This is a genomic window from Corynebacterium sp. KPL2861, from assembly GCF_040225475.1.
In the GTDB taxonomy this organism is placed as follows: Bacteria; Actinomycetota; Actinomycetes; order Mycobacteriales; family Mycobacteriaceae; genus Corynebacterium.
Genome location: NZ_JBEHFW010000004.1, coordinates 15179 through 40219, shown reverse-complemented (window position 1 = coordinate 40219; position 25041 = coordinate 15179). Strand labels below are relative to the sequence as shown.

Here is a 25041-nt window from a genome sequence, read left to right as displayed (position 1 = left end):
ATTATGAACCCTGGTGGAAGGTGCGGGAGATGACGTCAAGCTGCTGCTCCTTGGTGAGCTTGACGAAGTTGACCGCATAGCCAGAGACGCGAACGGTGAGGTTCGGGTATTTCTCTGGGTGCTCGACGGCATCTTCCAGCGTGGACTTGTCCAGCACGTTGATGTTGGCGTGGTACAGGCCAGAGTTCATCTTGTGCTCGTCGCGGCTGGCCTTCATGTCTGAAAGGCGTTCTGCAAAGGTTGGGGTTGCCATGATGGTTCTCCTTGTCGTGATTCTTATTGTTCCATGATGAAGCCGGCATCCAGCACGCCCACCAGGTTGGTGATGCGCTCTTCTGGGGTGCGGCCCAATCCGGTCGGGGTGATGGTATTGGTCAGCGAGATGCCGTCCAGGGCATCCTTGTAATCCAGCTTGCCCACTGACAGCATGGAGGCGACCATGCCGTGGTTATCCGCGCCGTTTTCGGGGTTAGCACCCGGGGAGAAGGGGGTGCCGGCCTTGTGGCCCGACGGGAAGGATCCTGTTGCCTTGCCGTAGACCACGTTGGAGGTAATGGTCAGCACGGACTGGGTGGGGATGGCATTGCGGTACATCGGGATGGCCTTAATTTTCTCCATCACGGTGTGCACGATGGTGGCGGCGATGTCATCGGCGCGGTCGTCGTCGTTGCCGTAGAACGGGAATTCGCCTTCGGTGATGTAATCCGTAATCAGGCCGGTCTCATCCCGGACCGGGGTGACCTTGGCGTATTTGATGGCAGAAAGCGAATCGGCGACGATGGAAAGCCCCGCGATGCCGCAGCCCATGGAGCGGATGATATTGGAATCATGCAGCGCCATTTCCACGGCCTCGTAAGCGTACTTATCGTGCGAGTAGTGGATGATGTTTAGCGCCTCGACGTAAGTGCCAACCACCCAGTCCAGCATCTCCTCGTACTTTTGCCAGACCTCGTCGAAGTCCAACGGGCCATCGCCTTGAATCGGCTCGTAGCCTTCAACGACTTGCTTGCCGGAGACCTCATCCCGGCCGCCGTTCATGGCGTAGAGCAGGGCCTTGGCGGCATTGACGCGGGCGCCGAAGAACTGCATCTGCTTGCCCACTTCCATCGGGGACACGCAGCAGGCAATCGCAGCGTCATCGCCCCACTCGTCGCGAATCTGGCGATCAGACTCGTACTGGATGGAGGAGGTTTCAATGGAGATGTGCGCGCAGAATTCCTTGTAGCCTGCGGGCAGCTCCGGATCCCAGAAAATGGTGATATTCGGCTCCGGTGATGGCCCCAGGTTGATCAGGGTCTGCAGGAGGCGGAAGGAGGTCTTGGTGACCATGTGGCGGCCGTCGCTGCCGAAGCCGGCATCGGACCAGGTGGCCCAGTACGGATCGCCGGAGAAAATCTGGTCATAGTCGATGGTGCGCAGGAAGCGGACGATGCGCAGCTTCAGCACGAGCGCGTCGATGATTTCCTGTGCCTGTTCCTCGGTGATGATGCCAGCGGCCAAATCGCGCTCGAAGTAGCAGTCGAAGAATGCGGACAGGCGGCCGATGGACATGGCGGCACCATCCTGGGACTTGATGGAGGCGAGGTAGCCAAAGTAGGTCCACTGCACGGCCTCGTGGGCGGTGCGCGCCGGCTCGGAGATATCGAAGCCGTAGGACTCGGCCATCGCCTTGAGCTTCTTCAGGGCCTTGATCTGCTCGGAGTGCTCCTCGCGGTAGCGGGCCCAGTGCTCGGAAAAGCCGGCATCGGCAATGGCATCGCGGGCCTCAATCTTTTCCTGGATGAGATAGTCCACGCCGTACAGCGCCACGCGGCGGTAATCGCCGATGATGCGGCCACGGCCATAGGCATCGGGCAGGCCGGTGATGATGTGTGATGAACGGGCGGCGCGGATGCGCGGGGTGTAGATATCGAAGACCGCATCGTTGTGGGTCTTGCGGTAGCGGGTGAAGATCTTCTCCACCTCGGGATCTACCTCTTTGCCCGCCTCGCCGATGGCCTGCTTCACCATGCGCCAGCCGCCGAACGGCATCATGGCGCGCTTGAGCGGCGTATCGGTTTGCAGGCCGACGATGACGTCATCGTCTTCTGAGATATAACCGGCCGGGAAGGCATCGATATCGGTCGGGGTGTGCGTATCGACATCGTAAATGCGCTTTTCGCGCTCGACTGACAGGTAGTCCTTTTCCAGGGTGTCCCACACGCGCAGCGTCTTATCGGTGGGGCCAGCAAGGAAGCTGGAATCGCCGTTATAAGGCGTGTAGTTGCGCTGGATGAAATCGCGGACGTTGATGCCCTCGGTCCAAGGGCCGGGAGCAAAACCTTCCCACCCTTGATACTGCTGGGGCTTAGTTGCGGTAGTCATAATTCCCTTCTTCTGGGTCAAATTTCCCGGGGCACATGCCGCCTTTTCATCCCGCAGCATCAAGCCCCGTCACTTCTTCATTGTCGGCTCGATTCGCGAAATTAACAACCGTAAACATTGCCGTGAGCACCAGTTATAAACCGGTCATCATGCTTTGCTGGTAGCCCGATTCATATAAACCACCCGTACGTTTTTGTTCGGGGGCAATCCAGCCCCGATCGTGGCTTTGCTCACGTACGCTTTGGCGCCGACCTGCGTGTACCTCTACTGTTAAGGCGGTCAGCTTCGCTTCCGTAACAAGGAGGACTTCGTGGCGTCCCAGCCCAAGCACCCCGTAGACATCGTTCCCCCCGCGCCGAAACTCGCCGCCCTTGGGCTGCAGCACGTCCTCGCGTTTTATGCCGGGGCGGTCATCGTCCCGCTGCTCATCGCCAGCTCGTTAAACCTGGACGCGGAAACTACCATCCACCTCATCAATGCCGACCTTTTAACCTGCGGTATTGCGACGATCATTCAGTCGGTGGGCATCGGCAAGCATATTGGCGTGCGCCTGCCCATCGTGCAGGGCGTGACCACGACGGCGGTATCGCCCATCATCGCGATTGGCCTGGGCGCTACCGATGGCGAGGGCGGGGTGGCATCGCTGCCCACGATTTACGGCGCCATCATCGTCGCGGGCCTTTTTACTTTCTTCGCCGCGCCGGTCTTTGGCAAGGTGCTGCGCTTCTTCCCGCCGGTGGTTACCGGTTCGGTGCTGCTGGTGATGGGCACCTCGCTGCTGGCGGTATCGGCCAATGACTTTGTCAATTATGCCGAGGGCGTGCCGGCCACGCGCGATTTGCTCTACGGCTTTGGCACGCTGGCGGTCATCATTATGGTGCAGCGGTTTTCCACCGGCTTCGTGGGCACGTTGGCGGTGCTCATCGGCCTGGTCCTGGGCACGGGCGTGGCGCTCGCGCTTGGCGATGCCTCCTTTAGCGAAGTCTCCTCCTCCCCCGCCCTCGGCATTACGACGCCGTTTTATTTCGGCATGCCGCAATTCGACCTCGTGGCGATTTTCTCGCTGATTATCGTCATGATCATCACGATGGTGGAAACAACCGGCGATGTGTTTGCCACCGGTGAAATCGTCAAAAAGCGCATCCGCCGCGATGACGTGGTGCGCGCCATCCGCGCCGATGGTGTCTCCACCCTGGTAGGCGGCGTGATGAATTCCTTCCCCTATACCTGCTTTGCGCAAAACGTTGGCTTGGTGCGCTTGACCAACGTGAAATCGCGCTGGGTGGCCGTGGCAGCTGCGGGGTTCATGATTGTGCTGGGCCTTTTGCCGAAGGCCGGCGCAGTCGTTGCCGCGATTCCGTCGCCGGTGCTCGGCGGCGCATCTCTCGCGCTTTTTGCCAACGTGGCGTGGGTGGGCCTGCAGACCATTGCAAAGTCGGATCTCAGTGATGGCCGCAACTCCGTCATCGTCACCTCCGCGCTGGGCCTGGCCATGCTGGTGACCTTCAAGCCGGAGGTAGCCAGTGCCTTCCCGGAGTGGGCGCAGACCTTCGTTTCTTCTGGCATGTCCATCGGCGCGATTACCGCCATCCTGCTCAACTTGTTGTTCTTCCACACCGGCAGCGCGAGCGCGCAGGTCTCGCGCGCCGATGGCAAGGGCGTGAGCCTGAACGAGCTGAACGAGGCCTCGCGCGAGGAGTTCACCGCCGCGCTGCGCCCGCTCTTTAATAATGAGACCTGGCCGCTGGAGCTGGCCTGGCAGTCCCGGCCGTTTAGCGATGTCAATGAGCTGCGCGCCGCCATCCAGGTTGCCGTGCTGACCGCGGATGCTGAACGCCGCGATGCGCTCATCCACGACTACCCCGCGATGGACGAGCTGCTTTTGGCCTCGGCCGATGAGGCGGCGAATATTTCCGCTGACCGCGGCTCGCTGGGACTCAGCGAGCTCGACGACGTGCAAACCGAGCGCATTACCGAGCTGTCCGCCGCCTACCGCGAGCGCTTTGGCATGCCATTTGTCGCATACCTCGATACCAATGACACGGTAGAGCGTGTGATCGATGCCGGCGTGCGGCGCCTCGCCAATTCCGATGCGCAGGAATACCGCATTGCGCTGAGCGAAATCGTTGAGATCGCCAATGACCGCTTCGATATCCTGCTTGCCGATGCCAACCCCGTCCGCTCCTCCTGGGACCGCAAGTTCACCGAGGTGGACTAAGATCCGCAAAAGCACCGCAGTTCTTCAAGCAAGTACTGCGGTGCCTTTCTTGTGCGCCCGGTGAGACTTGAACTCACACGTCATAAGACACTAGAACCTAAATCTAGCGCGTCTGCCAATTCCGCCACGGGCGCGAGCAACGTTGAATAGTGTACACGGCGCGCGGATAAACGAGAAACCAGGGGCATTCCGTATTGCGGCGGTGGATAGGTAGGCTGGGTGAGGTGAGTATGCACGAGGATCAGAAGAAACGGCGCGTGAAGGTGCGGTGGTGGCACATCGCCCTCGTCATATTTTTCGTGATGCTTTTCCTCTTCCTCGCCTATTGGCAGTGGACGCGCTTCCGCTCCGGCTCGGGCACCTTCCAAAACTTGGGCTATGCCTTTCAGTGGCCGCTTTTTGCGGTATTCGTGGTCTATGCTTATCGCACCACGCTGCGCTATGAAAATGAGCGCCTCGCCGCGGAAAACGAAGCCCGCGAGATGGATTCACTGCAGGCCTCTGAAAATGTCGGCGAAACCGCCGACGGAATATCTGGCTCGGCCGATGGTTCTGAGGAGAGGGACTCGGCGGAGAAAACCGCCATCGATGAGGATTTCTTGCCGCAGCGCCCGCAGTTGAATGTGGAAGAGTTTAATGCGTTGAATCAGCCTCGGCGCCGCCGCGGTTCCCCCGCAGAGGGACGCGACGAAGGCCCAACAGATAAAAGGAGAAAGTAAATCATGACAAACCAGGTACACCCAGACCGCAAGGCGCGCATCCGCGGCCCGCTGAAGTTCTTTTCCATCGCGGCCACGGTGACCGGTATCTTCCTGATCATCCTGGTCATCCGCATGTTCTTCCAGTATGTCTTAGGCGCGGAGATTCCGGAATGGGCGACCTATATCGCCATCGTGCACGGCATCGCGTACATGACCTACCTGCTCTCCATCCTGATTCTGGGCCCGCGCGCGCTGTGGCCAGCGAGCAAGCTGATTACCACCGCGCTCGCCGGCGTGGTGCCCTTCCTGTCCTTCTGGATGGAGCACAAGCGCCGCAAGGAAATCGAGGAGCAATTCCAGCTCAACGCATAATTAGCCAGCCAGCTCCGCGATAAGCGGGACCAGCTGGGAAAGGGCGCGGCCGCGGTGCGAGACCGCGTTCTTATCCGCAGGCGACATTTCCGCCGCGGAACGCGACTCGCCCTCTGGCTGGAAGAGTGGGTCATAACCGAAGCCGTTTTCCCCGCGCGGCTCGCGCAATAGCTGGCCTTCCCAGCGGCCCTCTGCCACGCGCTCTGTGCCTTCCGGAGTCACGAGGGCACACACGGAGACGAAGGCGGCGGCACGCCGCTCGTCCGGCACATCGGCCATCTGAGCCAAGACCAGGTCATTATTGGCCTGGTCATTGCCATGTTCGCCGGACCAGCGGGCCGAAAGCGCGCCGGGCATGCCGTTGAGCTCCTCGATGGCCAGCCCGGAATCATCCGCAATGGTCACCAGGCCCGTGGCGGCGGCGCCGGCGCGGGCCTTAATCAGCGCGTTATCGGCAAAGGTGCGGCCATCTTCGACGGGCTCGGGGTAGGGATCGACCTCGGAAAGCAGGCGTAAATCCACGCACTCAATGCCCGCCTCGGACAGGATGCGATCGAGCTCGGCCAGCTTCTTCGGGTTACCGGAGGCGACGAGAATTACCATCCCAGCGCCGCTTTCTGCGCCGCGATGAGCTCGCTGCAGCCCTTCTGGGCCACATCCAGCATGCCGTTGAGCTGGTCGCGGCCGAAGAGGCCGTGCTCACCGGTGCCCTGGATTTCTACGAAGTCGCCGGATTCCTGCATCACCACGTTAAGATCCACCTCGGCGCGGGAATCTTCCTCATAGGGCAAATCCAGGCAGATTTCGCCGTCGATGATGCCCACGGAAACCGCGGCGATGGGATCGAGCAGCGGTTCGCCGGGGACAACGCCTTCGGACTTGAGGTGGGCGATGGCATCGGCAAGCGCGACATAGGCGCCGGTGATGGAGGCGGTGCGGGTGCCGCCATCGGCCTGCAGCACGTCGCAGTCGAGCTGGATGGTGTTTTCTCCCAGCTGCTCCAGGTCCACGGCGGCGCGCAGGGAGCGGCCGACCAGGCGGGAAATCTCGTGGGTGCGGCCCTTGACCTTGCCGCGCATGGACTCGCGCGGCATGCGGTCGTGGGTGGCGGACGGCAGCATGGCGTACTCGGCGGTCAGCCAGCCCTCGCCGGAATCGCGCTTGAAACGCGGCACCCCGAGTTCGACGGAGGCGGTGCACATCACGCGGGTATTGCCAAATTCCACCAAGACGGATCCAGCCGGGTTGGTGGTGAAATTGCGGGTAATGCGGACGCTGCGCATTTGGTCAAGCGCGCGCCCATCGGCACGAGTAAATTCAGTCATGCCCTCCAGCGTAACTTAGAACTGCATGCCCGCAGTACCCAGCACGATCTCGCCGTCGAATTCCTCCCGCGCCGCCGCCACGGTGGCCTCAGCATCGCCCCAGGGCTGGATATGGATTAACACCAGCGTGCCAACGCCCGCTTCCCGCGCCGCGCGCCCCGCCTCCGCGCCCGACATGTGCATGCCGGGTGCCATGCCCTCGGAGGAAGCACCCCAGGTGGCCTCGCAGAGGAAGAGATCGGCGCCCCGGGCGGCATCGACAAGCGCGGGCGTATAGGACGTATCGCCGGAATAGGTAATGGTCTTGCCGGTCTTGGTGTGCTCGATGCGCAGCGCATACGCCTCTACCGGGTGATTAACGGGGAAGGGGGTGATAAAGACGTCATCGACAAGCTGGTGCTCCCCCGCCACCCACTGGCTAAACGCCAAGGTATCGGACATATCGTCGATCCCATTTACCTCGTCGGAAGACAGTCGTCCCAGGTGCGTCGGGGTGGCAGACGGGCCGAAGCAGAAGTTGCGCGAGGCTGCCGGGGCCGTGGGATGGAAGCGGCGCCACACCATGAGGGAGGGAAAATCCGCGCAGTGATCCGCGTGCAGGTGGCTAAAGGCTACGTGGGCATCGCACGGATCCTGCAGTTTAGCTAGCTGGCCCAGCGTGCCCGAGCCCATATCCAGGATGATGGACGGTGCATTATCGAAAGACACGACATAGCCGGAGGCAGGATTGTCTGCGGTGGGGACGCTACCGGAGCAGCCTAGGATGGTCAGCTTCATGGAACCAATAGTTCCATGAATCCGGACCGAATGCTGGTACCGCGCGCAAAAAGGGGGAGGAAATTCGGCTGTCTTAGCCGATCTGCGGGCCCAAAAAGCGCGTGGCCAGCTGGGCGAAGACCTCAGGATCGCCGGTGGATTCGAAGGAATGGACCGGCTGGTTGCCCTCGGGGGCGAGCATGTCCGTTTCCGTAAGAAGGCGCATGACGTCCTTCGTGGTCTCCTCTGAGGAGGCCACCAGGGACACGTTTTCGCCCATGGCGAGCTGGATGATACCGGTAAGCAGCGGGTAGTGCGTGCATCCCAGCACCAAGGTGTCCACGCCCTGGGCCTGCAGGGGCGCAAGGTACCCCTCGGCGACGCCGAGGATTTGGCGGCCTGCCGTAATCCCGCGCTCGACAAAGGGCACGAAGTCCGGACAGGCGGCGGCTACCGCCTCAACATTGGGGTTAACCGCGAAAAGGTCCTGGTACGCGCCGGAGTTGATGGTGCCCTCAGTGCCGATAACGCCAATCTTGCCATTGCGCGTGGTGGACATGGCGCGGCGCACGGCCGGGTGGATGACCTCCACGATGGGGATATCGTAGCGCTCGCGGGCATCATGCAGGAAGGCCGCGGTGGCGGTATTGCAGGCGATGACCAGCATCTTGCAGCCGCGTTCCACCAGCTCATCGGCAATATCCTGAGAAAAGGCCCGCACCTGCGAGATGGGCCGCGGCCCGTAGGGTTCGTGGGCGGTATCACCCTTATAGATAACGGATTCTTGCGGCAGCTGCTCCATTACCGCGCGGGCCACGGTCAGCCCGCCAACGCCCGAGTCAAAGATGCCGATAGGAGACGACGCGTTGGGCATTATTTCCTCCCTGCCTTTGCGGGGTTATCGGAAGTGATGAACATGCCGGCCGCTACACCGCCCAGGGCGCCGAAGAGGTGGCCTTGCCAGCTAATGCCCTCGGCGACGGGCAGCACGCCCCAAATCAGCCCGGAATAGGAAAAGCCCAGGATGATGCCCAAAATGATTTGCAGCAGGGAGCGATTGAAGACGCCGCGCACCACGAGGTAGGCCAGCCAGCCATAGACCAGCCCGGACGCGCCGATGTGCGAGGTACCGGCCCCGCCCAAAAGCCACGTGCCAAGGCCCGCCACCACGGTGGTGATCAGGGTGACCTCCCACCACACCCGGCGTCCGGACAAGCCGATGAGGAAGCAGAACAGGGCGCCCGGCAGCGAGTTGGACATCAAGTGCTCCAGGCTGCCGTGCAAGAGCGGCGCCGTGATAATGCCCCACAGGCCGTCCACGTCGAGCGGGCGGATGCCGTAATTGGGCAGCCCGCCGCCGAAGACGACGGCGTTGATGAGGTGGATCGACCACTCCACCGCAAGGAAACCCAATGCCAGGGATAGGCCGGTGCTGATTCGGCCGCGGCCGCGATTGTTCGTGCTGGTCGGCACCGGCTGATTACGCGAAGTTCCACCCATAGTCATAATGGGCAATATCTTAGCCGAGCAAGTCGCGATACGCGCGAAGCCCCAGGCCAGGGCGTGCGGCGGTGACCGCGGTGACGATGGCCTCCTCCACCACGTCGGCTGCCGCAGCGCACAGCTGGATCATGTCCACCTCGGCGGGTTCCTGCGCTGTGGACAGTGCGAAAATGGTATCTCCGTCCAGCGGCGAATGCGCGGGCCGAACGGCGCGGGCAATCCCGTCGTGGGCCGTCATGGCGAGGCGTTGGGCTTGGGCGGTGGTGACGGGGGCATCGGTAAGCACCGCGCCAATCGTCGTATTCAGCTTCGCGGCAGCGTGCGGCAGGTCGCGGTAGGCGTCCGCGTTGACCGGCGTGCGGCCCGGCGCGCCGTAGAGGCGGCCGGAGTGCGGGTCGATGACCTCGCCCACGGGATTGGCCACCATCGCGGCGCTGACCTCGTAGTTTCCCACCTTGCGGGTGGCCAGGCCGAAGCCGCCGCGCAGCTTGCCCGCCGTAGCGCCCACGCCCGCGCCGACCGTGCCCACCGTGTCGTCGTGGCCGGCCATTGCCGCCCGCAGCGCCGCCGCGCCATCCTCCGGCCCAGGGCGAGAGGGGCCCGCCAGCAGATCGAAAATCACCGCCGCCGGCACAATGGGCACGCGCGGGCCGGGCTTGTCCTCGCCAAAGACGGGGAAACCCATCCCGTGCGCTTCCAATTCACGCATGACGCCATCCGCGGCGGCCAAGCCAAAGGCGGACCCGCCCGCGAGCACGATCGCATGGACGCGCTCGACGGTATTGTGCGGCTGTAACAGATCGGTCTCGCGCGTACCGGGCCCGCCGCCGCGCACATCCACGCTGGCTAGCGCGCCCTTCGGGCCGCAGTAGAGCACGGTGGCACCAGTGTCCTCGCCGGAAAAATGGCCAATGCTAATGCCGTCAATCATTAATCCATCAACACTTCCAGCAGGGAATCCTGGCAATAGGCCAGCCATTCCACCAAGGTATCGCGGTCCGTCATGAGGTTTTCGTCGGTCGCGTCCCCAGCCGCGACGTATAAGCGCAGATCATTGAGCCCCGCCACGAAGGCTTGGGCTTCCTGCTCCGAAATGGAGACCTCTACCCCGCCGGTGGGGCCGAGTGCATTGCCGATGACCTGCAGGTTCTGCAGCTTCGCCCGCGCGATGTCATTTTCGTGCAGCGAGCGCAAAAGGGAGGCATCGCCGTCGTATTCTTCATCCCCGGGTTTCTGGAAGTCCGGGAACAACCGCGCCAGGGAGGGATCCTCTGGGGCTTCGGTATGGCCGGTGGGCATGTCTAGCATTTCCGCGAGTTCGTCCTTTGGCGCGGACTGGGCGCGACCGATGATCGCTTCAGAGACAGTGGCGGTGAGGTTGCCGATGACCTCGCGCTCCATGGGCTCGAATACCGCCGTGATTTTGGGCCCGCGCATGAGCGATTTCTTCTTTTTCCACGGTTGCATCTATCTACCCTGCCTGTTGCATCGTCGCCCACAGACCCGCGATCTGGAGCTTTTTTACGTCCGCCTCAACCTTGTCCTTCTCGCCGCTGGACACGGCGGCCTTGCCTTCTGTGTGGACCTGCATCATCAGCTCGTTGGCCCGCTTTTTGTCGTAGCCCAAAACGGTTTGGAATACGTAGGACACGTAGCTCATCAGGTTGACGGGATCGTCCCAGACGATGCACATCCACGGCAGGTTCTCGCTCGCGGCCACATCAACTTCGATTCCTTCATCCAAGTCGGGCGTGGCCATGGGAGAGCTCATACGGACTTCGGGGTGTTGCGGCTTCATGCCTTATAGCCTAATCATTTTTCGCTGGCATTTTGGGCATAGGGTCGCCCCGCAGCTCACCAGGGTGACGGCTGGGTATGCTGAAAGCTTCTTAAGCTGTGAGTAGTATCAGGCTCATGAATGACATAGCACGCCCTATCGATCGCTCCACCGCCTTGCTCACGGATAAATACGAGCTCACCATGCTGCAAGCCGCGCTTCGCGATGGCTCCGCTCACCGCAACGTGTCCTGCGAGGTCTTTTCTCGCCGCCTACCCAATGAGCGCCGCTACGGCGTCGTCGCCGGCATCGACCGCGTGCTGCGCGCGGTAGAGGACTTCCGCTTCTCACCCGAACAGCTAGAACAGATGGATTTCCTGGATGAAGAAACCCGCCAGTACCTGCGCGATTGGCGCTTTTCCGGGCAGATCGATGGCTACCGCGAGGGCGAACTCTACTTTCCCAACTCACCCATTTTGACGGTGCGCGGCACCTTTGGTGAGTGCGTGGTGCTAGAAACCATCGTGCTGTCCATCTTGAATGCCGATTCCGCCGTCGCCTCTGCAGCATCCCGCATGGTCACCGCCGCCGATGGCCGCCCCATTTTGGAGATGGGCAGCCGCCGCACCCACGAATACGCGGCAGTAACCGCCGCCCGCGCCGCGTACCTCGCCGGTTTTACCGCCACCTCCAACCTGGAGGCAGGCTTCCGCTACGGCATCCCGGTATCTGGCACCGCCGCTCACGCCTGGACCTTGGCGCACACGAACCCGGATGGCACGAGCAATGAGGAGGCGGCCTTCCGCGCGCAAATCGATACCCTGGGCATCGATACCACCCTGCTGGTGGATACCTATGACATCACCAAGGGCGTCGAAACCGCGGTCAAGGTCGGCGGCCCGGAGCTTGGCGGGGTGCGCATCGATTCCGGTGACTTAGGTGCGGTGACCCGCCGCGTGCGCAAGCAGCTCGATGAGCTGGGCAATCACAATACCAATATCGTTGTCTCGTCCGATTTGGATGAGTTTGCCATCGCGGGCTTGCGCGGTGATCCCGTCGATGTATACGGCGTGGGCACCTCCGTGGTCACCGGCTCTGGTGCCCCCACCGCGGGCATGGTCTACAAGGTCGTCGAGGTTGACGGCGTGCCGGTGGCCAAGCGCTCGTCGTCCAAGCAATCGGTGGGCGGGGCCAAGCGCGCGCTGCGCACCTACCGGTCTTCCGGCGTGGCGGTCGAGGAAGTTGTCTACCCCTTTGCCGCGGACGCACCGGATACGGGCCAGCTCACCACCCGCGAGTTGACCATTCCTTTGATGCGCGATGGGCATATCGTAGAGGACCTGCCGGATTTAGAGGCCTCCCGCACCTACTTGGACGAGGCCCGCAAGACCCTGCCGTGGGAGGGACTTGCGCTTTCGCGCGATGACGCCGCCGTGCCCACGCGAATGGTGGGCTTTAAGGAGTAGGTCGCTAGACTGTGTGGGGTGAGTGACCCCGCAGATGAGCCCCTAAACCACGACACGGAAACGCTGCTAGGCGCGGCAGTGGACGCGCTCGGCGGCTCCCGCCGCGCGGGCCAGGTCCGCATGGCCAACGCGGTATCCAAGGCCTTAGAAAAGGAGCGCCACCTTGCCGTCCAGGCGGGCACGGGTACGGGTAAATCCTTGGCCTACCTGGTTCCGGCCATCCGGCATGCGATGAACTCGGGTTCCACCGTCGTCGTCTCCACGGCCACGCTGGCGCTGCAGCGCCAGTTGGTGGAGCGCGACCTCCCGCGGCTGACGGAGGCGCTAGCCGATGTCATGGAGCGCACCCCCACCTTCGCCATCATGAAGGGCCGCAATAATTACGTGTGCCTGAATAAGATCGCGGCCACCCCGGATGACCCGGAGGCTCTTATCGATGAATCCGATGTCTCCTACCGCGGCAAGGCCGTGCGCCGCATCCACGACTGGGCGCAGGAGACCGAGACCGGCGACCGGGACGATTTAGAGCCCGGCGTGCCGGATCTGGTGTGGCGGGCGGTATCGGTCACATCCAACGAATGCTTGGGCGCCGGGCGCTGCCCGCACGGTGCGGATTGCTTCGCCGAAGAGGCCCGCAGGGCGGCTGCCGATGTCGATATCATCGTCACCAACCACGCCATGCTCGCCATCGATGCCATCTCTGAGGCCAATATCCTGCCCGAACACGATGTGGCGATCATCGATGAGGCACACGAGCTCGATGGGCGCATTACCTCCGTGTCCACCGCGGAGATTACCTCCCGCGCTATTAAGATGGCAGCAAACCGGGCAAAGTCACTGAGCAATGCCGGAAACCTGGCGGAGTTGGCCGATGAATTCGATGATCTGCTGCGCGTCCAGGAGCCCGGCCGGTGGACGGATTTGGATGAGACCTCCCAGGCGCACTTGCGCGCGCTTGCCGATGAGTTCTTGCGCGTTAAATCCCTCATCTCCCGCGCCCCAGAAGGCGAGGCCAACGATGACCCCGAAAAGAACGCCGAGCGCCAAAACTTAAGCAATCACCTCACGGACTTGGCCGAAGCGATTGGACGAATCCTGGAAGTCTTTGCCACCGATGACCCCGCTGCGCAAGACGATGTGGTGTGGTTGGAAGGCACCGATACCCTCGCCGTCGCGCCGCTGTCTATCGCGCATATGCTGCGCGAGAACCTATTTGGGGAGCAAACGGTGGTGCTTACCTCGGCCACGTTGGCGCTGGGCGGACGGTTCGACGCCATGGCGGCACAATGGGGCCTGCCCTCTGGCACTTTTGACACGCTCGATGCAGGAACGCCCTTTGACCCGGCGAAATCCGGCATCCTCTATACCGCCAAGCACCTCCCGGCGCCGGGGCGGGATGGGCTGTCCTCCGAGACCTTGGAGGAAATTTACGAGCTCATCATGGCCGCCGGCGGGCGCACGCTGGGGCTATTTTCCTCGCGCCGGGCGGCAGAAGAGGCCGCGGAGGCCTTGGCGCCGCGTTTGCCGTTTGATCTTTATGTGCAGGGCGAAGATGCCATCGGCACACTGGTGGACAAGTTCTCCAAGAAGGAAAACTCCTGTCTCTTTGGCACCTTGACCCTCTGGCAGGGCGTGGACGTGCCGGGGCCATCGTGTTCGCTGGTCCTCATTGACCGCATCCCCTTCCCGCGGCCCGATAACCCACTCTTGCAGGCCCGCTCCCAGGCGGCCGACGCCGCCGGGCGCTCCGGGTTCATGGAGGTCTCTGCCAATCACGCGGCGCTACTCATGGCGCAGGGATCCGGGCGGCTTTTGCGCCACGTGACGGACCGCGGGGTGGTCGCCGTGCTGGATAACCGGCTGGAATACAAACGCTATGGCGCATTCCTCAAGGCATCCATGCCACGGTTCTGGCAAACCACAAACCCGGAGACGGTGCGCGGGGCGCTTAAGCGATTGGTCGCCGCAGCGCACACACGGTAGCCGAGTCGGGGGCGATCTCGGTAAACCCGGCATCGATGATGACCACCGCCTCTTCCTGCGCGCAGGCGGTGCCAAATAACTCCGCGTCCACCTCGCGGACGGAAAGCGGGAAACCTTCTGCCGCCCAGGCGGCGGCTTCCTCTTGGCTCATAGCCGCGGCGAGCATCATCGAACCGTGGCCCACTTGAGCGGCGGCCTTGCCCGCGGTCATGGCGAGGCTGCGGTCGACGTAGATAATGGGGGCATCGGCAAGCGGAGGCCCTGGCTCGTCCATTGCGAGATCCGTATGACCGATCTGCAGCTTGCTAATCAACGGGTCCACCTCCCCCACTGCCGAGGGCGCAAACGCACGCGCGCGGTCATCAACGGTAACACCAGGCAGTAGCTGCACATCGCGCCACGCCTTATTGCGCGCGCGGCGGGCGATCTTGCGGATGCGGTGGCCGTACCACTGCGCGAGCGCCGCGGCGAAGGCGCCGTCCTCGCCGGCGCGGTCATCTAGGCAGGCGGCCACCACGGCGCGGGCTGCCGCAGTAAGCACCTCGCTGCGCGCTGGAGGATCCTGCTTGGGGAGGTGGAGGGCTATCTGCATCGCTTGCACGGTGGACGGGTCCGCTGGGTCCTCGTGGGAATCGCGGGCCGTGCAGGCGGCGACGAGGCGCTGGTGGGCTATCTCAAACTTAGTCATCGGCAATCCCCAGCATCGGTAGGACGGCGTCGAGGCGGCGCGGGGTGATGCAAGCATCGGCGGTCTCGCGCAACGCTGGCTTCGCGTCAAAGGCAACACCCAACCCGGCAGCGGTGACCATGGCGATGTCATTAGCGCCATCACCCACCGCGACGGTGGACTCCATGCCGATTCCGGAATCGGCGGCGAATTCGCGCAAGAAATCCTCCTTCGCCTGGCGGTCGACCACCTGCCCAATCACCTTGCCGGTCAACTTCCCATCGCGGATTTCCAGGGTATTGGCCCGTACGTAGTCGAGCTGGAGGTCTGTGGCCAAGCCCTCGAGAACTTGAATAAAGCCACCCGAGACCACGGCGGTGCGGTGGCCCAGACGGTGGAGGGTACCGATCGCTTCCTTAGCGCCAGGTGTCAGCTCGATATCGCGGGCAACCTCATCGATGATGGAGGCATCTAGGCCCTCCAGCACCGCGACGCGCTCGCGTAGGGACTCTTCGAAGTCCAATTCGCCGCGCATGGCGCGCTCGGTCACCGCGGCCACTTCTGCTTCCTTGCCCGCGTGGGCGGCGAGCATCTCGATGACCTCGCCTTCAATCAGCGTCGAATCGCAGTCGAAGCACACCAAGCGCTTGCCGCGATTGCCCAAGCTCTCGAGGGAGATATCGATACCACGTTCAACGGCGACTTGCCGCAGCTCCCGCCGCGCCGCGGTGGCATCTTCGAGTGCCACGGTAAGTTCCACCGCGAAAAGGGAATCCAGCGCTATCCGGCGCATGCGAAACGTCTCCCCTTTCACGGTCTCCTGCACCGCGCTAATGTCCTCGGCGGTAATATCCGCGCCGATGAGCGCGACGGCATAGCTTGGCGCAACGGACACCTCGTGCCCGAAGGGTGTCATGGCCTCGCGCACTCGTTCTTCTAGGCCAGCGTTACCGCACTGCGCGGTGAGGGCGAGGTGGTTGGAGACGGTGGCGAGGTGGACATCGGCAAGCGGGTCAGGAAAATCAGCCAACGCGGTAAGGAAAGCGGCGGCCGCCCCCGGAACATCTGGTCCGAGGCTAGTAATGATCGTGGTATCAGCTTGAATATTCACAACGACCATTATCCCACACACGCCAAAGCCGCCCTCCCTACCTCTGAGAAGCTGGGGAAGGCGGCTGTAGTCAGGAGTTAAAGTGCGGGCTTAGTGCTTGCCCACGTGAGCTTCCTCGCGCATGCGCTCAACCATGTGCGGGTAGTGCAGCTCGAATGCCGGACGCTCGGAGCGGATGCGTGGCAGGGAGACGAAGTTGTGGCTTGGAGGCGGGCAGGAGGTTGCCCACTCCAAGGAGTTGCCGTAGCCCCATGGGTCGTCCACGGTAACGACCTCACCGTAGCGCCAAGACTTGAATACGTTCCAGACCAGCGGGATAACGGAGGCGCCGAGAACGAAGGAGAAGATGGTGGAAATCTGATTGAAGACCGTGAAGCCATCGGACTCCAGGTAGTCGGCGTAGCGACGTGGCATACCCATGTTGCCGACCCAGTGCTGAATCAGGAAGGTGCCGTGGAAGCCGATGAAGGTCAGCCAGAAGTGAATCTTGCCTAGGCGCTCGTCCAGCATGCGGCCGGTCATCTTCGGGAACCAGAAGTACAGGCCACCGAATGCGGAGAACACAACCGTACCGAACAGGGTGTAGTGGAAGTGCGCAATCAGGAAGTAGGACTCAGCCAAGTGGAAGTCCAGCGCCGGAGAAGCGAGCATAACACCGGTCATACCACCGAAGAGGAAGGTAGCCATGAAGCCCATGACCCAAATCATCGGGGTATCCCAGGTGATGTGGCCCTTCCACATGGTGCCGACCCAGTTGAAGAACTTCACACCGGTAGGCACCGCAATCAGGAACGTCATGAACGAGAAGAACGGCAGCAGGATGGCGCCGGTGACGAACAAGTGGTGTGCCCACACGGCCATGGACAGCGAGCCGATAGCCAGGATGGCGAAGACTAGGCCGATGTAGCCGAAGACCGGCTTGCGGGAGAAGACCGGGACAATCTCGGAGACAACGCCGAAGAACGGCAGCGCGAGGACGTAGACCTCGGGGTGGCCGAAGAACCAGAACAGGTGCTGCCACAGGATGGCACCGCCGTTAGCGGAATCGTAGATGTGGCCGCCCAGCTTGCGGTCATACAGCACGCCCAAGGCGGCTGCGGTCAGCAGCGGGAAGATCATCAGCACGATGGCGGAGGCGGTGAAGACGCCCCAGCAGAAGACCGGCATGCGGAACATAGTCATGCCCGGTGCGCGCAGGGTCAAGATGGTGGTGATCATGTTGATGGCGGAGGCAATGGTACCGACACCGGTAGCGCCCACACCGACGATCCACATATCGGCGCCGATGCCGGGGGTGTGTACGCCATCGGCAAGCGGCATGTACATGGTCCAGCCGAAGTCAGCCGCACCACCAGGGGTGATAAAGCCAAGCAGCATGACGATACCGCCGAGCAGGGTCACCCAGAAACCAAAGGCGTTCAGACGCGGGAAGGCCACGTCCGGCGCGCCAATCTGGAGGGGCAGGATGTAGTTACCAAAGCCCCAGACAACTGGCGTAGCAAACAGCAGCAGCATCACGGTGCCGTGCATGGTGAACAGCTGGTTGAACTGCTCATTGGACAGGAACTGCAGACCCGGGGTGAAAAGCTCCGCACGGATCAGCAATGCCATAAAGCCACCGAGGAAGAAGAAGCTGAAGGCCATGATCAAGTACATGATGCCCAGCTGCTTGTGGTCGGTGGTGGTTAAAAATACCCAAGCCTTTGAACCGGTCTTTTCCCTACCGGTCGGCTCTGGACGTGTGGGAGCGACGTAATCGTCGACCCGTGGCGCCACAGCGGTCATAGAATCCTCCTGAATAACAAAGTGTCAGCGGACCGGGTCCACCTACACCTAGGTTTACTTCGATTATATTAGGACATTTTCCCCTGTTCTTGCCAGCTTCTCTTAAAGGTCTTTCAGCTTGGGGGTATCCCCCCAATAACCTCAACCGTCACATACCCCCAGCACGTGGGGCGGGCATCATTTAAGGTTTACATTCTTTGGGCTAGGTATGGGTGTCGCATGTCACAGCGGTTGCGGGATATGCAGGTCAAAAACCGGAAAACGCACCCCCGCTCGTTATCAACCTTTCGGTTGAGTGTGAAGCGAAGGTGCGCGGGGACTAGGAACGGCTAGAAGTCCCAGTCATCGTCCGTGGTGTCCTCGGCCTTGCCGATGACATAGGACGAACCCGAGCCGGAGAAGAAGTCGTGATTCTCGTCGGCGTTGGGCGAAAGAGAGGACAGGATAGCCGGCGAGACGCGGGTCTCATCGGCCGGGAAGAGGCCCTCAAAGCCCAGGTTATTCAGGGCCTTGTTGGCGTTATAGCGCAAGAAGCGCTTGACGTCTTCGGTCCAGCCCAGCTCGTCGTAGAGGTCCTCGGTGTAGTCGATCTCGTTGTCATAGAGCTCGAAGGCCAGATCGAAGGTGTAGTCCTTCAATTCTTCCTGGCGCTTTTCATCCAACTTCTTGTATTCCTGCTGGAACTTATAGCCAATGTAGTAGCCGTGCACGGCTTCGTCGCGGATGATCAGCCGGATGATATCGGCAGTATTGGTCAGCTTCGCGCGGGAAGAGAAGTACATCGGCAGATAGAAGCCGGAGTAGAACAAGAAGGACTCGAGCAGCGTGGAGGCCACCTTCTTCTTCAACGGGTCATCACCGTTGTAGTAGGCTAGGATGATCTTGGCCTTCTTCTGCAGGTTCTCGTTTTCCTCGGACCAGCGGAAGGCATCATTGATCATCGGGGTGGAAGCCAAGGTCATAAAGATATTGGAATAGGACTTGGCGTGCACCGACTCCATGAAGGCGATATTGGTATATACCGCCTCCTCGTGCAGGGTCTGCGAATCCGGAAGCAAGGAGATCGCACCGACTGTGCCCTGGATGGTATCCAGCAGCGTCAGGCCGGTAAAGACCCGCATGGTGGTTTCTTTTTCTTTTTCCGTCAGCGTCTTCCAGCTGGGGAGATCATTAGAGACTGGGACCTTTTCCGGGAGCCAGAAGTTACCGGTCAACCGCTCCCATACCTCGAGGTCTTTGTCATCGGGGATGGTATTCCAGTTGATAGCTTTTACCGGGCTGTCATGACTAGCAACGTAGTCATCGTATTCGTGCGACACGCGATGTCACTCCAATGCTTCACTGTGTAGAATTTCGAGTCCCAGCATACCCAATGCCGCCCTACCTCATCCCGCCGCACCGCGCCTATAATAAAAGCGCATTACACAGCCAGGAAAGGACGCCCGCGCCATGGCAGAAACCACTCCCCTTTTAGGCCCTGTAGTAGACCAGCTGGGCACGGATATCGTCAGCGGGGACATGGCGGAGGGCACGCCGTTTCGCCTTGGGGACATCGAAAAGCGCTTTGGCATCTCCCGCACCGTGGCGCGCGAGGCCATGCGCACGCTCGAGCATCTAGGAATGGTCTCCTCTGGGCGCCGAGTAGGCCTCAAGGTGCTGCCGCGCAGCAGCTGGGCGGTCTATGATCCCGCCATTATTTCGTGGCGGCTGGCGCACGATAAAACGCGCGCCGAACAGGTCGCGCGCCTCAACGAGCTGCGCCTTGGCATCGAGCCGGTGGCGGCGCAGCTTGCCGCGCGCAATGCTAGCCCGCAGCAGCGCCGCGAATTGCTGCGGCTAGCGGGCCGGCTCAGCGAGCTCGAGACCACCCCTTCCCCACGGGTGGGCGAAGAACTCGAAACGGATTTGCAATTTCATACGCTCATCTTGGAAGCCTCCGGCAACGAGATGATCGCCGCGCTCGCGCCGGCGTTGCTGGCCATCTTGAAGGGTAAATCCGTCTTTGGTTCCCGCAAGCGGGATCCGATTCGCGGCACGACGCAGCTACATATGAAATTAGCGCGGGAGATTGACGCCGGCGAGGCCGAAGCCGCCGAGCGCACCTCCCGCGCTATCCTGGACCGCGCCCGCGCCTAGAGCATGCAGGAAACGCAGCCCTCGATCTCGGTGCCTTCCAGGGCCATCTGGCGCACGCGGATGTAGTACAAGGTCTTAATGCCCTTGCGCCAAGCGTAAATCTGGGCCTTATTCACATCGCGGGTGGTGGCGGTGTCCTTGAAGAACAGCGTCAGCGATAGACCTTGGTCCACGTACTTGGTGGCCTCTGCATAGGTATCAACGATCTTCTCGTAACCAATCTCGTACGAGTCCTTGAAGTACTCCAAGTTGTCGTTGTCCATGTGTGATGCCGGGTAGTACACGCGGCCGATCTTACCTTCCTTGCGGATTTCAATCTTGGAGGCAATCGGGTGGATGGACGAGGTGGAATTGTTGATATAGGAAATCGAGCCCGTCGGCGGCACCGCCTGCAGGTTGCGGTTGTAGAGGCCGTGCTTGGCGACGTCCTCCTTCAGCTCCGCCCAGTCCTCTGCGGTGGGGGTGTAGATGGAGGAGGCATCGAAAAGAGCCTTGACCTTCTCCGTGCGCGGCTGGAACTCCGCCGGATCGTAGGAATCGAAGAACTCGCCGCTGGCGTAGTCGGATTCGGGGAACTCGGTAAAGGTCGTGCCGCGCTCGCGGGCGATCTTATTGGAGGCGCGCAGGGCGGCGTACATGATGGCCGCGAAGTAAGCGTTAGTGAAGTCCAAGCCCTCCTCGGAGCCGTACTCGATGTGCTCGCGGCCCAGGTAACCGTGCAGGTTCATCTGGCCCAAGCCGATGGCGTGGGAGTCATCGTTGCCCTTGCGCACGGACGGAACGGAATCGATGGAGGTCTTATCCGCCACGGAGGTCAGCCCGCGAATCGCGGTCTCCACCGTTTGGGAGAAGTCCGGCGAATCCATGGTCATGGCGATATTCAGCGAACCCAGGTTGCAGGAAATATCGTTGCCCACCTGGTCATAGGAAAGATCCGCGTTGAGCTCAGAGGCGGAGTTGACCTGCAAAATCTCCGAGCACAGGTTGGACATGTTGATCCGGGAGGTTTTAACCGGGTTGGCGCGGTTTACCGTATCCTCAAACATCATGTACGGGTAGCCGGACTCGAACTGCAGCTCTGCCACAGTTTGGAAGAAGTGGCGAGCATTGATCTTCTTCTTCCGGATGCGCGGATCCTCGACCATTTCTTCGTAATGCTCGGTAATGGAGATATCGCCGAAGGCCTTACCGTAGACGCGCTCGACGTCATACGGCGAGAACAGGTACATATCGTCGTTCTTCTTGGCCAGCTCGAAAGTGATATCGGGGATCACCACGCCCAAGGACAAGGTCTTAATGCGGATCTTTTCATCCGCGTTCTCGCGCTTGGTGTCGAGGAAGTTCATGATGTCCGGGTGGTGAGCGTTGAGGTACACCGCGCCCGCACCCTGGCGTGCACCCAGCTGATTGGCATAAGAGAACGCATCCTCCAGCATCTTCATAACCGGAATGACGCCGGAAGACTGGTTCTCGATGTGCTTAATCGGCGCGCCGGATTCGCGGATATTAGACAGCAGCAGGGCCACGCCACCGCCGCGCTTGGAAAGCTGCAGTGCGGAGTTGATGGAACGGCCGATGGATTCCATGTTGTCTTCGATGCGGAGCAAGAAGCAGGAAACCAATTCGCCGCGCTGCTGCTTGCCGGCGTTCAGGAAGGTTGGGGTGGCCGGCTGGAAGCGGCCGGTCATGATTTCATCGACGAGGCGCTCTGCCAGCTCACCATCGCCATCACCAAGGAAAAGCGCCGTCATGGAAACGCGGTCCTCAAAGCGCTCCAAGTAGCGGCGGCCGTCGAAGGTCTTCAGCGTGTAGCTGGTGTAGTACTTGTAGGCGCCAAGGAAGGACTTGAAGCGGAACTTATAAGAGTAGGCGCGCTTGAATAGGGACTTGATGAAATCGAAGTCATAAGCCTCAATGACAGCGGGGTCGTAGTACTTATTGCGCACCAAGTAATCGATCTTTTCTTCCAGGTCGTGGAAGTAGACCGTGTTCTGATTAACGTGCTGCAAGAAGAACTGATTGGCAGCCTCGCGGTCCTTATCAAATTGAATCTTGCCGTCTCCGTCGTAGAGATTCAGCATGGCGTTGAGCGCGTGGTAATCCAGCTGCTCTTCCTGCGATACTGGCTCTGCTACGGTCTTTCCCAATTGCGTACTCACAGCTGACGCGGCCTTTCTTAAAGTCAGGATCTATAGGTGTGTCGCACCGCGGCTAGGCTGCCTCATCCAGCCCCAACTGGGAAGCATTAGCCAGCAGGCCTTCGCGACAAATTTTTATATCTTCATCGTTGCCGAGCAATTCGAAACGATATACATAGGGCACCTTACATTTGGCGCTGATGACGTCACCAGCTTTGCCAAAGTCGGCGCCAAAGTTGCTATTTCCTCCAGCGATAACCGCCCGAATAAAACTGCGGTTGTGCTCATTATTTAAGAATCTAATTACCTGCACCGGTACGGGCCGGGAGTTTTGGTGGCTAATGGAGGCTCCCCCGCCGTAGGTGGGACACACCAAGACGTAAGGTTCATTGACCACTAGCGGCTCATCGGTGCGGCGCAGGGGGATTCGTGCGCTAGGAAAACCTAGCTTCTGCACGAACCTGTGCGTATTTTCCGTAGTAGAGGAAAAATACACGACCAACATGACGGCACCTCCCTCCTCGGCTATTTACGCAGAGGCGGCTAGTGCTGCAAGGTTCTTAATGCGGTCAGGGCGGAAGCCGGACCAGTGCTCGCCGTTTGCTTCCACGACGGGTGCTTGGACGTAGCCCAGAGCCATAATGTAGTCACGGGCCTCATCGTCCACGGTGACATCTACCACGTTGTAATCCAGGCCCGCACGGTCAAGGGCCTTCTTGGTGGCGTTGCACTGAACGCAGGCAGGCTTGGTGTAGACGGTGATAGACATAATAACTCCCTAAAATCCTTTTCCGAGATAGCTTTTGCTCTTAAAAAGCGGAGGTTCTAGCCCTTTCAGGCCACTTCCTGCACCGCTCTGAGCGACACCAACGACACTATACTTTGGGGGAATTGACCGCAACTGACACAACATATAGTAGTTACACCCATGATATTCCCAGGAGGGCCTGGGGTAAGACCCCACATGTTGACCACCCCGACACCCAACCGTGAAACTACACGCCTGCTATTCCTGCGGGTTTACCTTCTGTTCACCTAAACATGTGGCAAAGTTCACATTTTCGCCACAGAACTGTAAAACCAGAAAATCCGCCTCGCTCCGAATCATCGGAGGAGGCGGACTTCCTTAAGTTTCAATTAGCCCTGACGAGCCTTGAAACGGGGATCCTTCTTGTTGATCACGAAGACCTTACCGTGGCGGCGAATAACCTGGGCGCCCGGCTTCTTCTTCAGCGACCGAAGGGACTTACGGACCTTCATCGGGCGCTCCTTTCGTTATGCGCAATCTACATGCGGTTGAGTAAATAAAGCACGGACTGGGAATCCCCAGCCATGACACGAGGAATAATTTTACCTCACGCGGCCATTAAGACCAAAACACTAGGGCTTAATGGGGTGCGGATTCCCGTGAGTAACGGGTTTTCATCTCCTCGCCTACCTCATCCAGGCTACGTCCCATAGTCTCTGGCACCAAAATGCGGGTGTAGCCGATGGCTATGAGCCCCAGTACGCCGAAGACGCCAAAGGCCACCGGGCCGGTGAGCCACTCCACCAGCGGCAGGAAGTACTGGGCCACGGCCCAGTTGGTGGCCCACAGCGAGAGCCCGGCGATGCCCATGCCCAAGCCGCGTACCTGCAGGGGCACGAGCTCCGAGATGAGCAACCAGGTCGTCGGCGAGACCGCCGCTTGCTGGAAGGCAATGAACGAGGCCATAAATACCAGCGAGACCATCGCCATCGTGGTGGAATCGGCGGCGTGCGAGTACGCCACGGACAAGATGAATAGCGAAATCACGTTGCCGGTCAGGCCGATGAGCAGCAGGCGCTTGCGGCCGATGCGGTCGACCACCTTGAGGCCCACCCAACAGGCGATAACGGATACCACGCCAATGACAATCGAGGTATAGACCGAGTTGGTGGTAGAAATGCCCACCTGGCTCATCATGGTGGGAGCGAAGTAGACGATGGCATTAACGCCGGTGATCTGCTGGGTCAGGCCCATCAGCATGGCGAGCAATACCGTCACCTGCATCCAGCGATTGGCCTTCAGCGCCTTCCACTCGGAGCCGCTGGAGCGGCGCGCCGTTTCCTGGGAGGTAAGCTCTCCCAGATCCATCCCGGCGCGGCCTGCGACCTCACGGGCCCGAGCCATTTTGTCATGCGTGGCGAGCCAAACTGGGGTCTCTGGCAAGAAGAGCATGCCCACGGCGAGGGCCGCACCCGGTACGGCCGCAAGCCCCAGCATCCATTCCCAGCTTTCCGTGGGCGCAAGTGCCGAGTTCACCAGGTAGGCCAGCAACTGGCCTACCACGATCAACAGGGTATTCAGGGAAACCATGCGTCCGCGGATCTTGGCCGGCACCATCTCTGAGATATACATGGGCGAGACAATGGATACCGCACCAACGGCAAAGCCTAGGAAGGTACGGGCCGTGGCCAGCATGGTCACCGAGCCTGCCAGCGCGCACCAGATGGAGCCCAAAACAAAGATGATGCCGCCGGCGATCAGCGTAAAGCGGCGGCCAAACCGGTCCGCAATGCGGCCTGCGGTCAGGGCACCCACCGCGGCGCCTACCAGCAGCATGGAGGTTACCCACCCCTCTTGGTGGGCTGTCATATTAAATTCCGGGGTGATATACAGCAAGGCACCGGACATCACGCCGGTGTCATAACCAAATAATAAACCGCCAAGGGCGGCAATTGCTGCAACTACCTTGACATAACTTTCTTTATTCACAG

The 25041-nt window shown here is 60.9% G+C and carries 25 protein-coding genes and 1 tRNA gene; 6 read left to right on the top strand and 20 right to left on the bottom strand.

The window, feature by feature from the left end:
- Position 1 precedes the first annotated feature (1 nt).
- Both grcA2 and pflB read right to left on the bottom strand, forming a co-directional pair.
- Positions 2-253: an autonomous glycyl radical cofactor GrcA2 gene (grcA2, locus tag ABRP84_RS04140; protein ID WP_255716700.1), complete on the bottom strand. Its 252-nt coding sequence runs from the start codon at positions 251-253 to the stop codon at positions 2-4.
- Positions 254-276: 23 nt separating this feature from the next.
- The gene (gene pflB, locus ABRP84_RS04135) at positions 277-2364 is read right to left on the bottom strand and encodes a formate C-acetyltransferase (protein WP_284869601.1); all 2088 of its coding nucleotides are present in this window, start codon (positions 2362-2364) and stop codon (positions 277-279) included.
- 310 nt (positions 2365-2674) lie between these two features.
- Between pflB and ABRP84_RS04130 the strand changes: the two genes are divergently transcribed.
- A complete protein-coding gene (locus tag ABRP84_RS04130; protein ID WP_349852806.1) occupies positions 2675-4582 on the top strand; it encodes a solute carrier family 23 protein in 1908 nt (635 codons plus the stop codon).
- A gap of 52 nt (positions 4583-4634) precedes the next feature.
- Here the strand turns inward: ABRP84_RS04130 and ABRP84_RS04125 are convergent.
- Positions 4635-4716: transfer RNA gene (locus ABRP84_RS04125), tRNA-Leu, on the bottom strand.
- Positions 4717-4812: 96 nt separating this feature from the next.
- Here ABRP84_RS04125 and ABRP84_RS04120 point away from each other — a divergent pair.
- Both ABRP84_RS04120 and ABRP84_RS04115 read left to right on the top strand, forming a co-directional pair.
- Positions 4813-5301, top strand: coding sequence for an MreC domain-containing protein (locus tag ABRP84_RS04120; RefSeq protein WP_349852805.1), 489 nt, complete (start codon positions 4813-4815; stop codon positions 5299-5301).
- A 3-nt stretch (positions 5302-5304) separates the two neighbouring features.
- The gene (locus ABRP84_RS04115; RefSeq protein WP_023023696.1) at positions 5305-5655 is read left to right on the top strand and encodes a DUF3817 domain-containing protein; all 351 of its coding nucleotides are present in this window, start codon (positions 5305-5307) and stop codon (positions 5653-5655) included.
- On the opposite strand, the gene rdgB is transcribed toward ABRP84_RS04115, so the two are convergent.
- From rdgB to clpS, 8 genes are all read right to left on the bottom strand, one after another.
- Positions 5656-6258 (bottom strand): RdgB/HAM1 family non-canonical purine NTP pyrophosphatase, encoded by a 603-nt coding sequence (gene rdgB / locus ABRP84_RS04110; protein ID WP_349852804.1) that lies wholly within the window; start codon positions 6256-6258, stop codon positions 5656-5658.
- On the bottom strand, positions 6252-6980 hold the full coding sequence (gene rph / locus ABRP84_RS04105) for a ribonuclease PH (RefSeq protein ID WP_349852803.1): 729 nt from the start codon (positions 6978-6980) through the stop codon (positions 6252-6254). Before rph ends, rdgB begins: the two co-directional genes overlap by 7 nt.
- A 15-nt stretch (positions 6981-6995) precedes the next feature.
- Positions 6996-7757, bottom strand: a complete 762-nt coding sequence (locus tag ABRP84_RS04100; protein ID WP_349852802.1) for an MBL fold metallo-hydrolase — start codon at positions 7755-7757, stop codon at positions 6996-6998.
- 73 nt (positions 7758-7830) lie between these two features.
- Positions 7831-8610, bottom strand: coding sequence for a glutamate racemase (gene murI / locus ABRP84_RS04095; RefSeq protein WP_349852801.1), 780 nt, complete (start codon positions 8608-8610; stop codon positions 7831-7833).
- Positions 8610-9242, bottom strand: coding sequence for a rhomboid family intramembrane serine protease (locus ABRP84_RS04090; RefSeq protein ID WP_349852800.1), 633 nt, complete (start codon positions 9240-9242; stop codon positions 8610-8612). The genes murI and ABRP84_RS04090 overlap by 1 nt, the downstream gene beginning before the upstream one ends.
- A gap of 13 nt (positions 9243-9255) precedes the next feature.
- The gene (locus ABRP84_RS04085) at positions 9256-10170 is read right to left on the bottom strand and encodes a P1 family peptidase (protein WP_349852799.1); all 915 of its coding nucleotides are present in this window, start codon (positions 10168-10170) and stop codon (positions 9256-9258) included.
- Positions 10170-10706: a DUF2017 domain-containing protein gene (locus tag ABRP84_RS04080; protein ID WP_005277760.1), complete on the bottom strand. Its 537-nt coding sequence runs from the start codon at positions 10704-10706 to the stop codon at positions 10170-10172. Before ABRP84_RS04080 ends, ABRP84_RS04085 begins: the two co-directional genes overlap by 1 nt.
- Before the next feature lie 4 nt (positions 10707-10710).
- Complete coding sequence (gene clpS, locus ABRP84_RS04075; RefSeq protein ID WP_005277757.1) at positions 10711-11037, bottom strand: ATP-dependent Clp protease adapter ClpS; 327 nt, start codon at positions 11035-11037, stop codon at positions 10711-10713.
- 116 nt (positions 11038-11153) lie between these two features.
- Between clpS and ABRP84_RS04070 the strand changes: the two genes are divergently transcribed.
- Together ABRP84_RS04070 and ABRP84_RS04065 are read left to right on the top strand one after the other, a co-directional pair.
- Positions 11154-12482, top strand: a complete 1329-nt coding sequence (locus ABRP84_RS04070; protein ID WP_349852798.1) for a nicotinate phosphoribosyltransferase — start codon at positions 11154-11156, stop codon at positions 12480-12482.
- A gap of 18 nt (positions 12483-12500) precedes the next feature.
- On the top strand, positions 12501-14465 hold the full coding sequence (locus ABRP84_RS04065) for an ATP-dependent DNA helicase (RefSeq protein ID WP_349852797.1): 1965 nt from the start codon (positions 12501-12503) through the stop codon (positions 14463-14465).
- On the opposite strand, the gene ABRP84_RS04060 is transcribed toward ABRP84_RS04065, so the two are convergent.
- The 4 genes from ABRP84_RS04060 to nrdF form a co-directional block, all read right to left on the bottom strand.
- On the bottom strand, positions 14431-15153 hold the full coding sequence (locus tag ABRP84_RS04060; RefSeq protein ID WP_284869622.1) for a peptidyl-tRNA hydrolase: 723 nt from the start codon (positions 15151-15153) through the stop codon (positions 14431-14433). The two genes, ABRP84_RS04065 and ABRP84_RS04060, sit on opposite strands and share 35 nt — an antisense overlap.
- Positions 15146-16252: a phosphoserine phosphatase SerB gene (gene serB / locus ABRP84_RS04055; RefSeq protein ID WP_349837922.1), complete on the bottom strand. Its 1107-nt coding sequence runs from the start codon at positions 16250-16252 to the stop codon at positions 15146-15148. Before serB ends, ABRP84_RS04060 begins: the two co-directional genes overlap by 8 nt.
- Positions 16253-16333: 81 nt before the next feature.
- Entirely contained in the window at positions 16334-18028 is a 1695-nt protein-coding gene (gene ctaD / locus ABRP84_RS04050; RefSeq protein ID WP_239269909.1) for an aa3-type cytochrome oxidase subunit I, read from the bottom strand.
- A gap of 329 nt (positions 18029-18357) precedes the next feature.
- A complete protein-coding gene (nrdF, locus tag ABRP84_RS04045; protein ID WP_239269910.1) occupies positions 18358-19347 on the bottom strand; it encodes a class 1b ribonucleoside-diphosphate reductase subunit beta in 990 nt (329 codons plus the stop codon).
- A 130-nt stretch (positions 19348-19477) separates the two neighbouring features.
- Here nrdF and ABRP84_RS04040 point away from each other — a divergent pair, with 130 nt between their 5' ends.
- Complete coding sequence (locus ABRP84_RS04040; protein WP_284869627.1) at positions 19478-20164, top strand: FadR/GntR family transcriptional regulator; 687 nt, start codon at positions 19478-19480, stop codon at positions 20162-20164.
- On the opposite strand, the gene nrdE is transcribed toward ABRP84_RS04040, so the two are convergent.
- The 5 genes from nrdE to ABRP84_RS04015 form a co-directional block, all read right to left on the bottom strand.
- Complete coding sequence (nrdE, locus tag ABRP84_RS04035; protein ID WP_284869629.1) at positions 20161-22323, bottom strand: class 1b ribonucleoside-diphosphate reductase subunit alpha; 2163 nt, start codon at positions 22321-22323, stop codon at positions 20161-20163. The genes ABRP84_RS04040 and nrdE overlap by 4 nt on opposite strands.
- A 52-nt stretch (positions 22324-22375) precedes the next feature.
- Positions 22376-22807 carry a class Ib ribonucleoside-diphosphate reductase assembly flavoprotein NrdI gene (nrdI, locus tag ABRP84_RS04030; RefSeq protein ID WP_239269913.1) on the bottom strand — a complete coding sequence of 144 codons (432 nt, stop codon included), beginning with the start codon at positions 22805-22807 and terminating at the stop codon, positions 22376-22378.
- A 24-nt stretch (positions 22808-22831) separates the two neighbouring features.
- Positions 22832-23071: a glutaredoxin-like protein NrdH gene (gene nrdH / locus ABRP84_RS04025; protein ID WP_005284554.1), complete on the bottom strand. Its 240-nt coding sequence runs from the start codon at positions 23069-23071 to the stop codon at positions 22832-22834.
- A gap of 368 nt (positions 23072-23439) precedes the next feature.
- Positions 23440-23562 (bottom strand): type B 50S ribosomal protein L36, encoded by a 123-nt coding sequence (gene ykgO / locus ABRP84_RS04020; RefSeq protein WP_003847162.1) that lies wholly within the window; start codon positions 23560-23562, stop codon positions 23440-23442.
- Between the two features lie 127 nt (positions 23563-23689).
- Positions 23690-25039: a sugar porter family MFS transporter gene (locus tag ABRP84_RS04015; protein ID WP_284771636.1), complete on the bottom strand. Its 1350-nt coding sequence runs from the start codon at positions 25037-25039 to the stop codon at positions 23690-23692.
- Between the last annotated feature and the right edge of the window lie 2 nt (positions 25040-25041).